At 75.8% G+C, this 16,374-nt stretch carries 14 protein-coding genes; 6 read left to right on the top strand and 8 right to left on the bottom strand.

Translation table 11 applies throughout. From position 1 onward, the window contains the following. Positions 1–111: 111 nt before the first annotated feature. The 6 genes from ABEA15_RS12315 to ABEA15_RS12290 form a co-directional block, all read right to left on the bottom strand. Complete coding sequence (locus ABEA15_RS12315) at positions 112–897, bottom strand: 3'(2'),5'-bisphosphate nucleotidase CysQ family protein (protein WP_345556759.1); 786 nt, start codon at positions 895–897, stop codon at positions 112–114. 53 nt (positions 898–950) lie between these two features. Continuing rightward, complete coding sequence (locus ABEA15_RS12310; protein WP_345556737.1) at positions 951–1,988, bottom strand: ATP-grasp domain-containing protein; 1,038 nt, start codon at positions 1,986–1,988, stop codon at positions 951–953. A 356-nt stretch (positions 1,989–2,344) separates the two neighbouring features. Further along, a complete protein-coding gene (locus tag ABEA15_RS12305) occupies positions 2,345–2,998 on the bottom strand; it encodes an HAD family hydrolase (protein WP_345556736.1) in 654 nt (217 codons plus the stop codon). Between the two features lie 156 nt (positions 2,999–3,154). Then, positions 3,155–3,691 (bottom strand): YbhB/YbcL family Raf kinase inhibitor-like protein, encoded by a 537-nt coding sequence (locus ABEA15_RS12300; RefSeq protein ID WP_345556735.1) that lies wholly within the window; start codon positions 3,689–3,691, stop codon positions 3,155–3,157. Between the two features lie 100 nt (positions 3,692–3,791). Next, complete coding sequence (locus tag ABEA15_RS12295) at positions 3,792–4,541, bottom strand: PIG-L deacetylase family protein (protein ID WP_345556734.1); 750 nt, start codon at positions 4,539–4,541, stop codon at positions 3,792–3,794. A gap of 110 nt (positions 4,542–4,651) precedes the next feature. After that, positions 4,652–5,581, bottom strand: coding sequence for an MFS transporter (locus ABEA15_RS12290; protein WP_345556733.1), 930 nt, complete (start codon positions 5,579–5,581; stop codon positions 4,652–4,654). Between the two features lie 1,135 nt (positions 5,582–6,716). Here ABEA15_RS12290 and ABEA15_RS12285 point away from each other — a divergent pair. The 3 genes from ABEA15_RS12285 to ABEA15_RS12275 all read left to right on the top strand — a co-directional run bounded on the left by ABEA15_RS12285 (position 6,717) and on the right by ABEA15_RS12275 (position 10,436). Continuing rightward, positions 6,717–7,958 (top strand): phospholipase D-like domain-containing protein, encoded by a 1,242-nt coding sequence (locus ABEA15_RS12285; RefSeq protein ID WP_345556732.1) that lies wholly within the window; start codon positions 6,717–6,719, stop codon positions 7,956–7,958. 99 nt (positions 7,959–8,057) lie between these two features. Beyond that, complete coding sequence (locus ABEA15_RS12280; RefSeq protein ID WP_345556731.1) at positions 8,058–9,695, top strand: sensor histidine kinase; 1,638 nt, start codon at positions 8,058–8,060, stop codon at positions 9,693–9,695. 54 nt (positions 9,696–9,749) lie between these two features. Continuing rightward, positions 9,750–10,436: a response regulator transcription factor gene (locus ABEA15_RS12275; protein ID WP_344147386.1), complete on the top strand. Its 687-nt coding sequence runs from the start codon at positions 9,750–9,752 to the stop codon at positions 10,434–10,436. Positions 10,437–10,579: 143 nt separating this feature from the next. Here the strand turns inward: ABEA15_RS12275 and ABEA15_RS12270 are convergent, their stop codons facing one another. Both ABEA15_RS12270 and ABEA15_RS12265 read right to left on the bottom strand, forming a co-directional pair. Continuing rightward, complete coding sequence (locus ABEA15_RS12270) at positions 10,580–11,368, bottom strand: ABC transporter permease (protein WP_345556730.1); 789 nt, start codon at positions 11,366–11,368, stop codon at positions 10,580–10,582. A gap of 2 nt (positions 11,369–11,370) precedes the next feature. Further along, positions 11,371–12,318: an ABC transporter ATP-binding protein gene (locus ABEA15_RS12265; protein WP_344147381.1), complete on the bottom strand. Its 948-nt coding sequence runs from the start codon at positions 12,316–12,318 to the stop codon at positions 11,371–11,373. Between the two features lie 185 nt (positions 12,319–12,503). On the opposite strand from ABEA15_RS12265, the gene ABEA15_RS12260 reads away from it, so the two are divergent. The 3 genes from ABEA15_RS12260 (at position 12,504) to ABEA15_RS12250 (ending at position 16,354) form a co-directional block, all read left to right on the top strand. Then, positions 12,504–14,144 (top strand): sensor histidine kinase, encoded by a 1,641-nt coding sequence (locus ABEA15_RS12260; RefSeq protein ID WP_345556729.1) that lies wholly within the window; start codon positions 12,504–12,506, stop codon positions 14,142–14,144. A gap of 114 nt (positions 14,145–14,258) precedes the next feature. Then, on the top strand, positions 14,259–14,945 hold the full coding sequence (locus ABEA15_RS12255; protein ID WP_345556728.1) for a response regulator: 687 nt from the start codon (positions 14,259–14,261) through the stop codon (positions 14,943–14,945). 125 nt (positions 14,946–15,070) lie between these two features. Further along, positions 15,071–16,354 carry an alpha/beta hydrolase family protein gene (locus ABEA15_RS12250; RefSeq protein WP_345556727.1) on the top strand — a complete coding sequence of 428 codons (1,284 nt, stop codon included), beginning with the start codon at positions 15,071–15,073 and terminating at the stop codon, positions 16,352–16,354. Positions 16,355–16,374 lie beyond the last annotated feature (20 nt).

Below are 16,374 nucleotides of genomic sequence, written 5' to 3'. Positions count from 1 at the left end.
TCGCCCACTTTAGACGCGGACACGGGCCCCGGGGATCCCTCCTGAGGCCGGGTTTTCCCCCCGGCGGGTGATACCTCGGTACCAGCCGCCGGGCCCGGTGGAGGAGGCCCCCTACCCCGCGCCCCCGCCTCGCCCGCGGTGCCAGGCCGCGACGCCGGCGCAGGTGGCGCCGTCCACCGCGCCGATCACACCGGTGCCCTCGAAGGAGCCGGTGTAGTCGAAGCGGCCGCCGTCCAGCCGCAGGACCGCGCCGCCGGCCTCCTCCAGCACCAGCGCCGGTGCCGCGACGTCCCAGTCGCGCACCGCGACGTCCTTGACGAACAGGTGGGCGCCGCCGTCGGCGATGCGGCACAGCTTCAGCGCGATGCTGCCGGACTCCAGGTAGCCGGAGCAGCCGAAGCGCTGGTAGGCGGCGCGGGCGATGCCGCGCGGTTCGGGGGTGTTGTCGGTGAGCACCCCCGCTCCCGTGTCCGGTGCCGACACCCGCAGGCGCTCACCGTCCACCGCCGCGCCGCGGCCGCGCACCGCCGTGTAGCAGCGGCCGGACTCGGGCGCGAAGACGGCCGCGGCCACGGGCCGGCGGCCCTCGACCAGCGCCGCCTGGGTGACGTAGCCGCCGAACCCGTGCACGTAGCTGGCGGTGCCGTCGACGGGGTCGATCAGCCAGTAGCGCTCGGGGCGCCGCCCCGAGAGCCCGGCGGGGTCCTCCTCGCTGAGCACGGGCACGTCCGGCGCGGCGCGGCGCAGCCGGGCGCTCAGCTCGTCGTGGGCCATGGCGTCGGCGCGCGCCTTGAACTGGTCGCCCTCCCACACCCCCGAGGTAACCCGGGGATCGCTGCGCCAGGCGCGCAGCAGCGCCCCCACCTCGCGGACCGCCCGCTCGGCGGGCGCCAGCAGCGCGGCCGCCCCCGCGGCGGCGCCTGCGGCCCGCCCCGTCTCGGCGCCGGCGCTCACGTGCCGACCGCGCCCACGGCCGGCTCGGCCGCGGCGGAGGGCGCAGGGGTGAGGCCGGCGCCGGCGAAGCGCGCCTCGTCGACGAAGTCGTCGGACCAGCGCCGGACCATGACCACTCCCTCGCGCCAGTCGTCGCTCAGGCGGGGGCCGCCCCCCGTGGCCTGGCCCAGCAGCCCGCCGACCTCGTCGACGCCGGCGGCCAGCGTGAGCGGCGCCGTGGAGGAGAAGCGCGGGTTGATCTCGAAGATCCGCGGCTCGCCGCCGGAGTCCAGGGCCAGCTGCACGTTGAAGGGCCCGTCGGCGCGCAGCTCTTGCTGCACCGCACGGCACACCTCGGCGATGCGCGCGTGCCGGCGGGTGACGGCGTACTTGGTGACGCCCACCTTGAGGACGACCTCCTTGGGCACCACGGCCTGCACCGAACCGTCGCGCCAGACCACCACCGAGACCGTGTACTCGGTGCCGCCGACGGCCTCCTGGGCGATCAGCTCGTCCGCGGGGCGGTCGCTCTCGGCCAGCAGCGCGCCCAGATCCTCGGCCGAGTCCAGGCGCACGACGCCGCGGCTGCCGCGCCCGGAGCGCGGCTTGACGATGATCGGCCGCCCGGGCGGGCCGGTCCACTCCGCGGCCCGCCGGGTGCGCGGCACCGGCAGGCCCGCGTCGCCGAGGCGGTGCATCAGGGTGTACTTGTCCAGGCAGGTGGCCACGAACCCGGGACGCGGCAGCAGCACCGCGATGCCGTCGTCGGTGAGGCGCGAGACCGCCACCAGCTCCTCGTCGACCAGCGGGACGACGGCGCAGGCCCCCTCCTTGAGGCAGATGCCGCGGATCTCGGGCAGGTAGGCCTCGCTTGAGCCCGGCGGGACCAGGTAGCACCGGTCGGCCAGGTACAGGCCGGGGGCGGCGGGGTCGATGTCGGTGGCCACCACGCGGTAGCCCTGCCGCTGGAGGTGCTGGATGGTTCCGGGGGTCTGGGGAGCGCCTGCGGTGGTGACGACGACGGTGGGCTGGCGGGGCTCTTCTGCAGCGGACACCGATGGACCTTTCCGTTGGGGCCGGCTCTTGTGGTGCGTCGGTTCGGGGCTGCTGGGTGCGGTACGCGGCGAGGCCGGGCACCGCCCCCCGCGGGGCGGCGTCCCCAAGGCGGGCAAGGTGAGGTGGAGCGTCTCCGATCGGGCGGTGGCGGTGACGAGCGGATACGCGCCGTCCCCTCGAGCCTAGACCGCGAACGCCCTTTGAAACCGCAGGTGGCCGGTTCCGGTTCCCGGGACAACCGAACGGGGCCGCCCGGCGTAGTGGGCGGGCACCGGGCGTGCCGGGCGTGCCGGGCGCCGCGCCAGCCGTGCCGCCGCGGGAGCGCGGCGCCGATCGGCGTGTCGGCCGCGGGCCGCTACCGCGGTGTCGGCGCCCCGCTGTCGGAGGAGTCGAGCAGGCCGTGGCCGACCAGGAACGACACCAGGTCGCCGCCGCCCGCGTAGTGGTGGGCGGAGATCCCCAGGCGCTTGGCCGCGAGCACGTTCTCCTCGCGGTCGTCGACGAAGGCGGTGCGCTCGGGCGCGGTGCCCAGCGCCTCCAGCACGTGCTCGTAGATCGCGGCCTCGGGCTTGCACAGGCCCAGGTCGCAACTGAAGAACAGCGCCTCGAACCCCGACATCACCGGCGACTGCCGCAGCGCGGCGGCGATGCCGACCGGCGCGTTGGACAGCAGCGCCGAGCGCACGCCGCGCCGCGCCAGCAGCTCCAGGACGCGGGCGGTGTCCCCGCGTACGTGCAGCCAGGAGCCCACGTCCAGCGCCCACATCCCGTGCAGCGTGGCGGTGTCCCAGTCGGCGCCCACGCGCCGGGCGACGGCGCCCCAGTACTCCCGGGCGCTCACCCCCCGGTCGTAGGCGCGGCGCTCGCTCCAATAGGCCGACCACAGGTCGTCGGCCGGGACCCCGGCGAGCCGCTCCATCCGCGCCCGGTCCTCCGGCGGCGGAGACTGGGAGATGACGTCGCCGAAGTCGAAGACGACCGCCTCGATGTCCGAGACCCCGGTTTCCATGCCGGCAAGCACCCCATCCGTGTCGGAGATCCCCGTGTCCGCACGGAGACTATGCGAGGAACGTGAATACCGCCCCGACGCCGGGCCGGGGGCCCTTCGTGAAGCGCCCCCGGCGGGGCCGCGGCCGTAGCCGCCGCTAAGCGCGGGGCTCGAAGGTCACTTCAGCTCGTAGACCGGTGCGACGAGGGCGCGCCCGATCGCGTGGAAGAAGAGGTTGAAGCCGAGGAACGCCGGGGTGGCGGACTCGTCGAGGCCGAGCGACTCCACGTCGACCGCGTGCACCGCGAACATGTAGCGGTGCGGGCCGTGGCCCCCGGGCGGGGCCGCGCCGATGTAGCGCCGGGCGCCGGCGTCGTTGCGCAGGGTGAGTGCGCCCGAGGGGAGGCCCGAGCCGTTCTCGTCGCCGGCTCCGGAGGGCAGTTCGGTGACGTTCCCGGGGATGTCGCAGACCACCCAGTGCCAGAAGCCGCTGGCGGTGGGTGCGTCGGGGTCGAAGCAGGTGACCGCGAAGCTGCGGGCGCCCTCGGGGTGGCCGGTCCACGACAGGTGCGGCGAGACGTCCCCGCCGCCCGCGCCCATGATGCCGCTGACCTGCGGCGTGGGCAGGGTCTTGCCGTCGGCGACGTCGTCGCTGGACACGGTGAACGCCGGGACGGCGGGGAGGAAATCGTAGGGGGAAGGCGGCTGTGGCACGTCGAACCTCCTGGAGTGGTCGGGTCGGCCGGGGCGGGGCGCCCCGTGCCCCTGCTAACCAACGGACACCCCAACAACTATCGCGTGTGCCGCGTGTTCGCTAACGCGTGTCGACGTGTTGGAAGGTCTCGGCCAGCCGCCCCTCGCCCAGACCGCCCGCCGCCGCGTTCTCGGCGAGCCACGGCCGCAGGAACCCGGCCAGCTCACCGATGTCGCCGATCTGGCTGGCGTGGCAGGACAGCGCGGCCAGCTTGCGGTCGAAGACGCCGGTGACGTCGGTGAAGCGGTCGGGCGACGGGCCGTGCGCCAGCCAGACCTCGGGCACCTTCCACGGCTCCAGGCCCTCCTCAGCGAGCAGCTCCGGGTGGGCGTGCGGGTTGCGGGCGTCGGGGTAGACCGCGTTGATCCCGGCCTCGCCGGTGGCCAGGTGGTCGGGATGGCTGGGCGCGATGCGCTTCCAGTCCCGTTCGGGGCTGGGGATGACCACGCGCTGCGGGCGGACTAGGCGGATGACCCGGGCGATGTCGCGGCGCAGCTCCAGGGTGGGCAGCACGCGGCCGTCGGCGTAGCCCAGGAACCGGACGTCGTGCACACCCACGGCCGCCGCGGCCTTGCGCTGCTCGTCGCGGCGCAGCGCCGCCATGGCGTCGGCGTCGACCGTGCGGTCGTCGCCGCCCGCCTCGCCGTCGGTCACCATCAGGTAGGTCACCTCGACCCCGGCGTCGGTCCACAGCGCCACCGTGCCGGCGCAGCCGAAGTCGACGTCGTCGGGGTGGGCCATGACGACGAGCGCCCGCTCGATCCCCTCGGTGTAGGCGGCATCGCCGCCCGCGTCGTTTCCGTTCGGCATTGGCGCCCTCCTTCGTCGCGTGCTGCAGGGTCGGCGGTCGGCCGGCCCCACACGGACAGCGTCGGAGGTGCCCGGACGATTCCGCGGCGCGCCGCGCCGACCGGATGCGGTCACCGCCGGCGCAGCGCCCCGGCCGCGGCGAGGTAGGGCAGCGCGGCCAGAGCGAACAGGGCGGCGGGGGCGAGCCACACCGATCCCAGAGCGTAGGCGCCGAAGGCGAGCACCGTCACCGACTCGGCGCCGAACCCGGCGAAGGAGGCGACCGTGGCCCGCGCCTCCTCGCCGACGCTGTCCTGGAGCCGCGCCTCGGCGGCCGCGCCGGCCCACTCGCTCACACCGAAGGCGACGGCGAGCAGCAGGAGCCCTGCGGGGTGGCCCGCTCCGGCGCCCGCGGCCATGCAGCAGGCGGCGACGACCAGCGCCGGAGCGGTGTGGCGGGTGTGGCGGCCGGCCAGCCAGCCGCCCACCACCGCGCCCGCCGAGACGACGAGCAGCGCCAAGGGGACGGCGGGCGTGCTCAGACCGGTCGAGCGCGCCAGCAGCGGCACGTACTCGTCCAGCGCCCCGGACAGGCCGACCAGTACCGCGAGCAGCACCAGCGCGCGGCGGGCCGGGCCGGAGGCGCGGATCTCGGCCGACGCGCGCCCGGCCACCCCGGCGGCCGAGGCGACCGCCGAGCGCAGCGGCCGTGAGGGGCGGCGGCCCCCGCCGGTGTTCCCGCGGCGCCGCGCCGCGCGGCGTCCGCGTTCGCCGCCCGCGGGCAGCGCCCGGCCCGCGGCCGCGCACAGCAGCGTCGCCAGGATGCTCGCCGCGCCCGCCGCGGTGTAGCCGCCCCAGGCCAGGACCGGGACCGCGGCCAGTGAGGCGACCATGATCGCGGTGGTGCCGGCTGCGCGGGAGCGCCCGATCAGCCGGGTGTAGGCCGCGGTCACCCACGCGGCGGCGGCCGCGCGTCCCGGCCCGGCCGCGTCGGGCGCGGCGGTGCGGGCGAGGTGCGTGAGCTCGGTGTAGACCAGCGCCTCAAGGGCGCCGGAGCGCATGGCCGACCCCGTGCCCCAGAGCACGAAGCCGGCGGCGAAGGCGGCATAGGAGGGCGCGAACGTCCACAGCGCGAAGCCCGCTCCGCTGAGCAGGGGTGCGAGGGCGATCAGCGCGCGGCGGGAGCAGAGGTCGGCCAGTACGCCGGAGGGGATCTCCAGCAGGAGGCCGGTCGCCGACCACAGCGCGAACAGCGAGGAGATCTGCGCGGGGCCCAGCCCGGAGTCGGCGAACAGCAGCGCGTAGACCGGGTACAGGAGGACCAGGTCCTCCAGGAAGGTGTACGCGTACAGTGCGCGGGCGAGCCGCGCCTCGGATGCGGGTGAGGATCAATGTCGCTTGTGCATACCACCCAGCCTAGCGGCGGGGCGGGCGGGGCGCACGGGCGTTCCACAGCACGCCGCCCGCCGGGAGCCGGCGGCGCGGCAGTAGGGCCGCCCCGGTGGGGCGCCGCCGCGCGGAGCCGCGCTCGCGGTCCGGGAGGGGTCACGGCACGGCGACCGCGCGGCCCGTGACGGGTCCGGCCGCCGCCCGCTCGCAGACGCCGGTGCCTCGATGCCGTAGCGCTTCGCGTACACGCCCGCGGCAGCCTGCCCGGCCGGGCCGGGCAGCTCCATCGGTTCGGAGCGGGCGCCCCGGCAGGCGGCCCGGCCCGAGCGGGATCGAACCGAAACCCGCCCCGACCACGCCGCCGCCGGTCCCGTTCGGGCCCGGGCCGCCGTCCCGGCCGACCCTGCGCCCGGTCGGCGGCGCCGTCGCCCCGGCGCCGACGGGGTCGGCGACCGCCGGCCGCCCCCGGACCGGTGCTGAGGCGGTCGCGCCCCGCCCCGGCCGTCGGCGGCGCGGTGGGCGACCGAGTGCCGGGCGCCGCTGCGCCGCGCGCAGCGCTGCGGGTGAGCGCGCCTCAGGCCGTCATCGGAGGGGTCCGCGCTCCGAGCGCGCCGCAACGCCGAGGGCGGCCGCCGGCCTGGGCGGACCCGGCGGCGGCGCCGCACCTCCCGGGGACGTGCGCAGCGGCACGGTACTGTGAAAAGGCCGTAACGCCTCGATCGACGCTGCCGACCGAAACCGCCGCCGAGCGCGGGCGTAGCGGCCGGCGGCACCGGCCGGGGGAGACTCCCGACTGGAGACAGCACGATGCCCCGTAAACGCATCCCGCTCGCCCGCGTGCTCCTGCGCACGCTGCTGGGCGCCCTGGGCGTCCAGCTCGCAGTGGTCCTGGGCCTCGTCGCCGTCAACCAGTGGCGCAAGCGGGTGCGCCCGCTGCGTGCCGACTTCCCGCGCACCGCCCCCAAGGCGCTGCCGGTCGGCGCGAACGAGCTCACCGTCTACACCTACGGCGAGGACCTCTACCGCGACATGCTGGAGGCGATCCGCGGCGCCCGCCACCGCATCATGTTCGAGTCCTTCATCGTCAAGGGCGACGCTACCGGGCGGCGGTTCAAGCGCGCGCTGATCGAGGCGGCCGAGCGCGGCGTCGAGGTCTTCGTCGTCTACGACGCCTTCGCCAACCTCGTCGTGCCGCGAAGGTTCCTCCGGTTCCCGCCCGGTATCCACACGCTGGTCTATCCGCTGCTGCGGCCGGGCGTGCTCCTGTTGGACGTGCGCAAGTCCGGGCGCGACCACCGCAAGATCCTCACGGTCGACGGCGAGGTCGGCTTCGTCGGCGGCTACAACGTGGGCTCGGTCTACGCCACCCAGTGGCGCGACACCCACCTGGGGGTGTCGGGGCCGTCGGTGTGGGAGCTGGAGAACGCGTTCCGCGACTTCTGGAACATGCTGCGCACCGAGGACCAGCCCGTCATCCCCGACACCGGCACACCGGAGTGGTCGCCCACGATCCGCGCCCACCGCAACGTCCCCGAGCTGCTGATCTACCCGATCCGCGGCATGTACCTGGAGGCCATCGACCGGGCGCGCGAGCACGTCTACATCACCCAGGCCTACTTCATCCCCGACAACGAGATCCTGCGCGCCCTGATCAGTGCCGCACAACGCGGGGTGGACGTGCGCATCCTGGTGCCGGAGCGCTCCAACCACGTCGTCGCCGACTGGCTCTCCCGGGGGTTCTACGGCGAGCTGCTGCGCGGCGGCGTGAAGCTGTGCCTGTACCAGGACGCCATGGTGCACGCCAAGACCGCCACCATCGACGGCCGCTGGTCGACGGTGGGCACGGCCAACGTCGACCGGCTCAGCCTCACGGGCAACTACGAGATCAACGTGGAGGTCTTCGACGACGATCTGGCCTCCCACCTGGAGCGGGTGTACGCCAAGGACGCCACCAACGCCCGGCTGCTCACCCTCGAGGAGTGGACCGGGCGCCCGCTGGTGGCCAAGCTGTGCGAGCTGCTGCTCAAGCCGCTGCGCCCGCTGCTGTGACGGTGCCCGCCGGTGGGCGTCCGGTGCCACGTCCGGCAGGGGCGGGCCACCCCTTTCGGCAGTGCCGCCGCGTGCGGCCCGCGCGGTAGCGTCGCGGCCATGGGACAGCCGGGGGCCGCCGCGCGCGCGGGCAGGGAGCTGCTGCGGCCGCTGAGCGGGCGGCCGACGCGGCGCACCGTCCTCGTCGACCTGCTGCTGTGGGCGGTGCTGTGCCTTCTGCCGGCCCTGAGCCTGGCCTCCGACGTCCAGGGTGTGGACCAGGTGTCTTCGGAGACCCCCGGCCAGGCGGTGGCGGCGATCGTGCTGTTCGGCGTCGCTGCGGCGGTGAGCCGGCCCTATCCGGTCGGCGCCGCGGTTCTGGCGCTCGCGGTGTCGGAGGCGCTGTCGCCCAACGGCGCGTTCGCCGCGGCCGTGCTGTGCTACCTGGCGGGGCGCCGCGACCCGCGTACGTGGCCGGCGGGCGCGGCCTTCGCGGCGGCCGCCGCGGCGCTCGCCGTCCGGGCGGCCCTCGATCCGCAGTTGCTGATCGAGGTGCCGGGCATGGTGATCACCTACGTGTTCACTCTCGTGCTTCCGTGGATGGGCGGCAGTTACCGGCGCCAGCGCAGGCACCTCAACGAGGCCGGCTGGGAGCGCGCCCGCCGGCTGCAGCACGAACAGCGTATCGCCGCCGAACAGGCCCGGCTGCGCGAGCGCTCGCGCATCGCGCAGGACATGCACGACTCGCTCGGGCACGAGCTCAGCCTCATCGCGCTGCGGGCGGGGGCGCTGGAGCTCGCCCCCGATATGGCCGAGCGGCACCGGGTCGCGGCGGGGGAGCTGCGCGAGAACGCCACGACTGCCACTGAGCGGCTGCGCGAGATCGTCGGCGTGCTGCGCGAGTCGGCCGGGGCCGCCGAGGCGGCACCCACCGCTCCCGCGGGAGAGGACATCGCCGAGGTCGTGGAGCGCGCGCGGCGCTCGGGCCTGGACGTCGTCCTCGACCGCACGGGGACGTGGGAAGGCGTCGCGCCCATGGTCGACCGTGCCGCCTACCGGGTTGTCCAGGAAGGGCTGACCAACGCCGCCAAGCACGCCCCCGGTGCGGCGGTGCGGGTCCGGTTGGAGCGCTCGGCCGAGGAGACGGCCGTGACCGTCGCCAACGAACCGCCGCCCGGGGACGCGCGCCGCGAACCGGGCGCGCCGGACGGGCGCGGGCTCATCGGGCTCGCCGAGCGCGTGCGGCTGGCCGGAGGAACGCTGGAGACCGGGGAGCGCTCCGGCGGCTTCGCGATCGCCGCGCGCTTTGCGGCGGAGGGCGGGCGGGCGGCCGCCGCCGAACCGGTCTGCGCACCCGAGCCCGACCCGCACGACGAGCACCGCCGCGCGGCGCGGCGCAGCCTGCGGCGGCGCACGGCCGCGATGGCGGCCGCTGCGGTGGCGCTGGTCGGGCTCGGCGTGCTGGCGGCGGCGGGCAGCGAGTACCTGCGCGCCACCGGCGCCGTACTGCCGCCGTCCGTCTACGGTTCCCTGCGTGTAGGCACCCCGGTCGCCGAGGTCGAGCCCCTGCTGCCCGGACGCCAGTACGCCTCCGCGGCGGAACGGGACGACAGCGAGGCGGCGGAGCGGTTCGACTGCCGCTACTACCGGACCCACGCCGACGTCTTCGTCGGAGAGTACGGTGCCTATCGGCTCTGCTTCGACGGCGGCGAGCTGGTGTCCAAGGACGCGCTGCCCGGTTCCGGTTCCGGTGCGTGAGGACCCCGCGGGCGGGGGCGACGAGACACGCGGTGCGAGAAAGGACGAGTCCGGATGATCCGGGTGCTGCTGGCCGACGACGAGGCGATGATCCGGGCGGGAGTGCGGGCGATCCTGGAGACCGACGGCGGCGTCGAGGTCGTCGCCGAGGCCGCCGACGGACGGGAGGCGATCGAGCTGGTCCGCTCGCACCGCCCCGACGTCGCCCTGGTCGACATCCGCATGCCCCGCCTCGACGGCCTGAGCGCGGCCGCGGAGATCCGCCGCGAGGTCCCCGCCACCGCCGTGGTGATCCTGACGACCTTCGACGAGGACGCCTACATCTCGCGCGCGCTCACCGACGGCGCCGCAGGCTTCCTGCTGAAGGCGGGCGACCCGCGTGAGCTGGTCGCGGGCGTGCGCGCGGTCGCCGACGGCGCGGCCTACCTGGCGCCCCGGGTGGCCCGCCACGTCATCGACGAGCTCAGCGGCGGCCGGATGGGCCGCGGGGCCGAGGCCCGCGCGCGCATCGCCGAGCTGACGGAGCGGGAGCGTGACGTGCTGGCGCTGGTAGGCGCCGGGTTGTCCAACGCCGAGATCGCCCGGCGCCTGTACCTGGTGGAGGGGACCGTCAAGAGCTACGTCAGCGCCGTCTTGAACCGGCTGGGCATGCGCAACCGCGTGCAGGCGGCGATCCTGGCCTACGAGGCCGGCCTGGTCGAGACCGGCGCCCAGGGGCCGCCCGGCGGTCCGCCGCCCTAAGCGCGCCTCCGCTGAGGGGCTCGGGTGTGCGGGCCGCCCTGCAACCGGCGTCCCTGGAGCCGGCGTCCTCCGAGCCGGAGGCCCGGGCACGCGAAACCGGCGGCCCGCCTTTGTCCGGGCGGGCCGCCGGTCGTGCGCCGGGGTCAGGCGTCGCGCCTGGCCAGGGCCGTGTAGCCGGCGGCCAGGGCCAGGGCCGCCCACGCGGCCAGCAGCAGTGCGCCGGTGCCCCAGCCGTAGGGCTCCGTCGCCCCGGACATCAGCGAGGCGCCGGTCATGGGGGGCGTGTGGTCCACGAACGCGGTGACGGTTTCGTTGCCGACGATCTGGCTGATCGACGGGATCGCCAGCAGAACTCCGAACGCGATGCTGAGCGTGCCCGCGGTGCTGCGTACCAGCAGTCCCAGGCCCAGCGTGAACAGCGAGATCCCGAGGAAGTACCCGCCGGTGCCCGCGATCTCGTGCAGCACGTGTGCCGCCTCGAATTCCATCACGTCGCCGACCACCGCCGCGGCGCCCGCGATGACCGCCGCCCCGGCTACGCACCCGGTGGCGAAGGACGTCACCGCCAGCACCGCGACCTTGGCGAGCACGACGCGGGCGCGGGCCGGAACGGTCGTCAGCGTGGTACGCACCGCCCCGGTGGCGTACTCGCCGGTGATGAGCAGCGAAGCGGCGGCCACCATCGCGAACTGGCTCAGCAGGGTCGAGGTGTATCCCAGCGCGTTGGCCGTCATGCCGTCGGCGGTGCCGTTCGCCTGCAGCGCCAGGGAGGCCAGCAGCGCGGTGCCCCCTGTGAGCAGCACCGCCACACCCAGGCACAGCCAGGTGGAGCGCAGCCCCCACAGCTTGGTCCACTCCGCCGCGATCGCGCCGGGCAGTCCGCCGCCGCTCTGCTGCGGTTCGCCGCGCCGCTCCTGTGCCGTGGTCGCCATGGTCACACCCGCTCCCTGTCGTCGGTGCCCTCCGCCGGGGCCGCGCCCGAGGGGGCGCCGAACTCGACGCTGGAGGCGGTCAGCTCCATGTACGCCTGCTCCAGCGACGCCGCGCGCGGGCTGAGCTCGTTGAGCCGCACCCCCGCCTGGTGGGCGACGCCGCCGATGCGGTCCATCGTGCCGCCCGTGACGATCAGCTCGTCGCCGCCGTGCCGCTCCACGCGCATCCCGGCCACCAGCAGCTGCTGCTCCAGCTCGTCGGGCCGGGGCGTGCGCACGCGCACCGCCGTCAGCGAGCTGGCCTCGATGACCTCGGAGATCGGCGCGTCGGCGATCAGGCGGCCCTTGCCGATGACCACGAGCTGGTCGGCCGTCGTCTGCATCTCGCTCATCAGGTGGCTGGAGACGAACACCGTCCGGCCCTCGGCGGCCAGCGAGCGCATCAGCCCGCGGATCCACCGCACGCCGTCGGGGTCGAGTCCGTTGACCGGTTCGTCGAACATCAGGATCTCCGGATCGCCCAGCAGAGCTCCGGCGATGCCCAGCCGCTGGCCCATGCCCAGCGAGAACTTGCCGGCCCGCTGGTCGGCGACCCCGGTCAGGCCCACGGTCTCCAGTACCTCGCCGACCCGGCGCACCGGCAGCCCGTTGCTGCGCGCCATCGCGGTGAGGTGGTTGCGGGCGGTGCGGCCGGAATGGACCGCCTTGGCGTCCAGCAGTGCGCCGATCCGCCGCATGGGGTGGCGCAGCTCGGCGTAGGGCCGTCCGTCGACCAGGGCCTCGCCCGCTGTGGGGCGGTCCAGCCCCAGCACCATCCGCATCGTGGTCGACTTCCCGGCCCCGTTCGGACCGAGGAACCCCGTCACCTTGCCGGGGGCGAGGTCCACGGAGAGCCGGTCGACGACGACCTTGTCCCCGTAGCGTTTGGTCAGGTTCCGCAGGCTTATCACGGCGTCCTCGCTTCGCGTGCTCGTTGGGTTCTCGTTCCGTCGACGCCACGACACTAGGAACCGGGGGCCGGGCGCCGCAGTGCGCGAAGGGCACAGGCCGGCACCCACTTTCGGCAGGGGTGGGGCCGCCGACCCCCTGCCGAGGGAGGAGGCCGGTGCTGCCGGCCCCGGCCTAAGCTGGCGGCATGCGGAAGCGGTGGATGCGCCTGGTGGCCGTCGCGGACCGGTGGCGGGGTGCGGCTGCGGACTCCGCGCTGTGGGGCGGCTGCGTCGCGCTGGTCGCCTGGGAGGTCGGCGGCGTGCGGGCCGCGCCGGTCATCGAGGTCGCGGCGGTGGCGGCGGTGCTGGCCGCCGCCTTCGCGCTGCGGCGCCGGCGGCCCTTCGCCGCGCTCGGGCTGGCGCTGGCGGCCCTGGTCGCCCAGGTCGTCGCCATCGCCCTGACCCTGACGTCGACGCTGGCGTTGAGCTACGCGGTGGCCTGCGCGGTGCTGGCGTTCTCGGCCGGGCGGCGCTCGGACCGGACCGCGTCCGTGGCCGCGATGTTCGCCACCGCGGCGCTGGCCACCCTTATGGCCTACGCGGTGAACTGGATCCGGGTGGGTGACGCCCGCGAGACGCTGACCGGCGTCACCGACTGGGCGGGCGGTCTGGCGGCGCTCGCCGCGATCATGCTCGCGCCCTGGCTGCTGGGTCGCTACCGGCGCCGCCACGCCGAGCTGCGCACGGCGGGCTGGGAGATCGCCGAGCGGATGGAGCGCGCCCGCGACCTGGACGCCGAGCGCGCCCGGCTGCGCGAGCGCGCCCGAATCGCCACGCAGATGCACGACTCCCTCGGCCACGACCTGGCGCTGATCGCGGTGCGCGCCGCCGCCGTGGAGATGGCGCCGGAGGACGGCGGCACCCGTGAGGCGGCGGCGGGGCTGCGCTCCGCCGCGCACGACGCCAACCTGCGGTTGCGCGAGATCATCGGGGTGCTGCGCGAGGACGCGGACGCGGGTACCCGCAACGGGGCCGAGGGGGAGGGGGACCTCGCCGCGCTGGTCGACCGAGCGGTGCGCGCCGGGCTGGACGTGCGCCTGCTGCGGGAGGGCGCCGATCCCGACCCCGCCTCCCCCGCGGGGCGGGCGGCGCACCGCGTCGTCGAGGAGGCGCTGACCAACGCCGCCAGGTACGCCCCCGGCGCCGCCGTCACGGTGCGGCTCGTCCGTGCGGAAGGCGTGACCCGCGTGCGGGTGTCGGACACGGGATCCGCGGGTGCCGCCGCCCCCCGCGGGCCCGCGGTCCGCGACGGCTCGGGGCTGGCCGGGCTGCGCGAACTCGTCGAAGGAAGGGGCGGCGGCTTCAGCGCCGGCCCGGGCACGGCGACCGACGGCGGCGTGCGCGGCTTCGCCGTGGCCGCGGACATCCCCGACAGCGCCGAGCCGCCCCCCGGAACCGGACCCGAGGGCACCGAGACCGCGCGGCGGCTGAGCGGGGCGCGCCGCAGCGCCCGCCGGCGGCTGGCGGCGGCGCTGACCGTCCCGCCGGCCCTCGCCGCGACCGCCGTCGCCGCCGGGTTCGCCGTGCTCGCCTACGTCGGTACCCACACCGTCCTGCCCGCGGACGACTACGCGCGCCTGAGGGTCGGCCAGGACCGCGCCGCCGTCGAACGCGAGCTGCCCCGCTTCGACTACCCCGCCCGCGACCTGGTGGACCCGCCGCCCGCTCCGCCCGGTTCGACCTGCCGCTTCTACCTCGTGGAATGGGAGAACGGGCTGCCGCCGGTCTACCGGCTGTGCTTCGCCGAGGGGCGCCTCGCGGCCAAGGACCGCATAGCCCGCGGGTAGCGCGCGGTGTGGCCGGCCGTGTGCCGTGGCGGGCCGAGTGCGGCGCCGCCGCGCCGGGGCGCCGGTAAGCTGCCCGCGTCGCCCGGCCCGGGCGGGGGAGAGGAGGCTTCACCGGTGATCCGCGTCGTACTGGCCGACGACGAGACGATGATCCGCGCCGGCCTGCGCGCCATCCTCACGGCCGACCCCGGCATCGAGGTGGTCGGCGAGGCCGCCGACGGCGCCGAGGCGATCGCCCTGGTCGGCGAGCACCGGCCCGACATCGCCCTGCTCGACGTGCAGATGCCCGGCACCGGCGGCCTGGAGGCCACCGCCGCCATCACCGCGGGACACCCCGCCACGGCGGTGGTCATCCTCACCACCTTCTCCGAGGACGCCTATATCGCACGGGCGCTGAGCGGCGGCGCGAGCGGGTTCGTGCTCAAGACCGGCGACCCGCGGGACCTGGTCGCCGGACTGCACGCCGTGGCCAAGGGCGGCGCCTACCTGTCACCGGAGATCGCCCGGCGGCTGATCGCCGAACTGGGCGCCGTCGGCACCGCCGGGCGGATGTCGCGCGGCGCCGCCGCCCGCGAGCGCATCGACCGGCTCACCGAGCGGGAGCGGGGCGTCCTCGCCCTGGTCGGTGAGGGCCTGTCCAACGAGGAGATCGCCGCCCGGCTGGGTATCGTGCCCGGCACCGTCAAGGTGCACGTCGGCTCCATCCTCACCCGCCTGGACGTGCGCAACCGGGTGCAGGCCGCGGTCCTCGCCTACGAGGCCGGGCTGGTGCGCGGCGGACCGCCGTCGGCCGCCGGATGAGCCCCCGGCCCGACGCGGCGGCCCGCCGGGAGGGGCCGCCCGCTCCCGCCCTATGCCCAAATGGGTAGAGCACGGCCGACCTCCGGTCCATGCGGCCGCCGCCGCGGCGCGGCGAGGATTCCGGCATGCCGTCTTCAGGATTCTCACCGGGCCGCCGCCGCGCGGCCGCCTACACCGCGGCCGCCGCCGTCATCGCCGCGGGATGCGCGGTGCCCGCGGCCGTCGCGGCCGTCGCCGACCCCGGCCCCATCGCCCTCCACCCGCCCGAGCCCACCGGTCCCTACGCGGTGGGCCGCGCCTCCCTGCACCTGGTCGACGAGACCCGGGGCCACCCCTGGGTGGAGGGCGCGAAGCAGCGGGACGTCATGGCCTCGGTCTGGTACCCGGCCGAGGACTCCGGCGGCGAACCGGCCCCCTACATGCCCGCGTCCGTCGCCGACGTGATCTCCGGCGAGCTGGAGCAGCTGGGCGTGTCGCGCGACGCGGTGGACGTCGCCGGTTCGACGACCAACGCGCGCACCGGCGCCGACGTGGCCCGCGAGGCCGGAGAGCTCCCCGTGCTGCTCTACTCCCACGGGTTCAACCAGACCCGCCACCAGGCCACCGCGCAGCTGGAGGAGCTGGCCTCCCGGGGCTACGCGGTCTTCGCCGTGGACCACCCCTACGAGTCCTCGGCGGTGCGGCTGCCCGGCGGCCGCCTCATCCGGGACGCCATCCCCGATGCCGGCACGGACACCAAGCGGACGGCGATCGCCACACGCGTCGCCGACACCCGCTTCGTGCTGGACGCCGTCGAGGAGATCGCCGCCGGCGGCGACCCCTCCGAGGGCGGGCGCCGGCTGCCGGGCGGTCTGGGGGCGGCCCTGGACCCGTCGTCGGTCGGCATGTTCGGGCACTCCGCCGGCGGGTTCACCGCCGCGGAGGCGATGCTCGTCGACGACCGGATCGACGCGGGCGTGAACCTCGACGGCAGCATCGCCTACCACGTCGGCGACGAGGAGTGGGCCGACGCGACCCGCCGGGGCGCCGATAGGCCGTTCATGATCTTCAGCGGCGGACGCTCCGGCGCGAGCGGCGACCCGCACACGAGCGCGTACGCGCCGGACTGGCGGATGTTCCGCGCGGCCTCCACCGGTCCGTTCGTGGAACTGCACATCTCCGACGCCGAACACATGAGCTTCATCGACACCCAGTGGATGACCGCGCAGCTCGAAGCGGGCCTGGACCCCGGCGGTCCCGCCTGGGAGGACGGCGTCGCGTCGTCGGTGGGCACCGTCGACGCCCGGCAGAGCGTCGCGGCCCAGCGCGCCTACCTCGCCGCGTTCTTCGACGAGTACCTGCGGGGCCGGGAGCGGCCGCTGCTCGACGGCCCCTCCGCCGAGTACCCGGCGGTCGCGTTCGTCGAGTGACCGGCGGAGCCTGGTGGCGA

The organism is Streptomonospora halophila (genome assembly GCF_039542725.1).
GTDB classification, from domain to species: Bacteria; Actinomycetota; Actinomycetes; order Streptosporangiales; family Streptosporangiaceae; genus Streptomonospora; species Streptomonospora halophila.
The sequence above is the reverse complement of the archived record's forward strand: the minus strand, read 5'-3'. Positions and strand labels throughout refer to the sequence as shown.

Bases quoted from the DNA above. Each gene is read 5' to 3' on its own strand.
- ABEA15_RS12305 (WP_345556736.1), bottom strand. From the start codon at position 2,998: ATGGAAACCGGGGTCTCGGACATCGAGGCGGTCGTCTTCGACTTCGGC.
- ABEA15_RS12295 (WP_345556734.1), bottom strand. From the start codon at position 4,541: ATGCCGAACGGAAACGACGCGGGCGGCGATGCCGCCTACACCGAGGGG.
- ABEA15_RS12290 (WP_345556733.1), bottom strand. From the start codon at position 5,581: ATGCGCTCCGGCGCCCTTGAGGCGCTGGTCTACACCGAGCTCACGCAC.
- ABEA15_RS12285 (WP_345556732.1), top strand. From the start codon at position 6,717: ATGCCCCGTAAACGCATCCCGCTCGCCCGCGTGCTCCTGCGCACGCTG.
- ABEA15_RS12280 (WP_345556731.1), top strand. From the start codon at position 8,058: ATGGGACAGCCGGGGGCCGCCGCGCGCGCGGGCAGGGAGCTGCTGCGG.
- ABEA15_RS12275 (WP_344147386.1), top strand. From the start codon at position 9,750: ATGATCCGGGTGCTGCTGGCCGACGACGAGGCGATGATCCGGGCGGGA.
- ABEA15_RS12270 (WP_345556730.1), bottom strand. From the start codon at position 11,368: ATGGCGACCACGGCACAGGAGCGGCGCGGCGAACCGCAGCAGAGCGGC.
- ABEA15_RS12260 (WP_345556729.1), top strand. From the start codon at position 12,504: ATGCGGAAGCGGTGGATGCGCCTGGTGGCCGTCGCGGACCGGTGGCGG.
- ABEA15_RS12250 (WP_345556727.1), top strand. From the start codon at position 15,071: ATGCCGTCTTCAGGATTCTCACCGGGCCGCCGCCGCGCGGCCGCCTAC.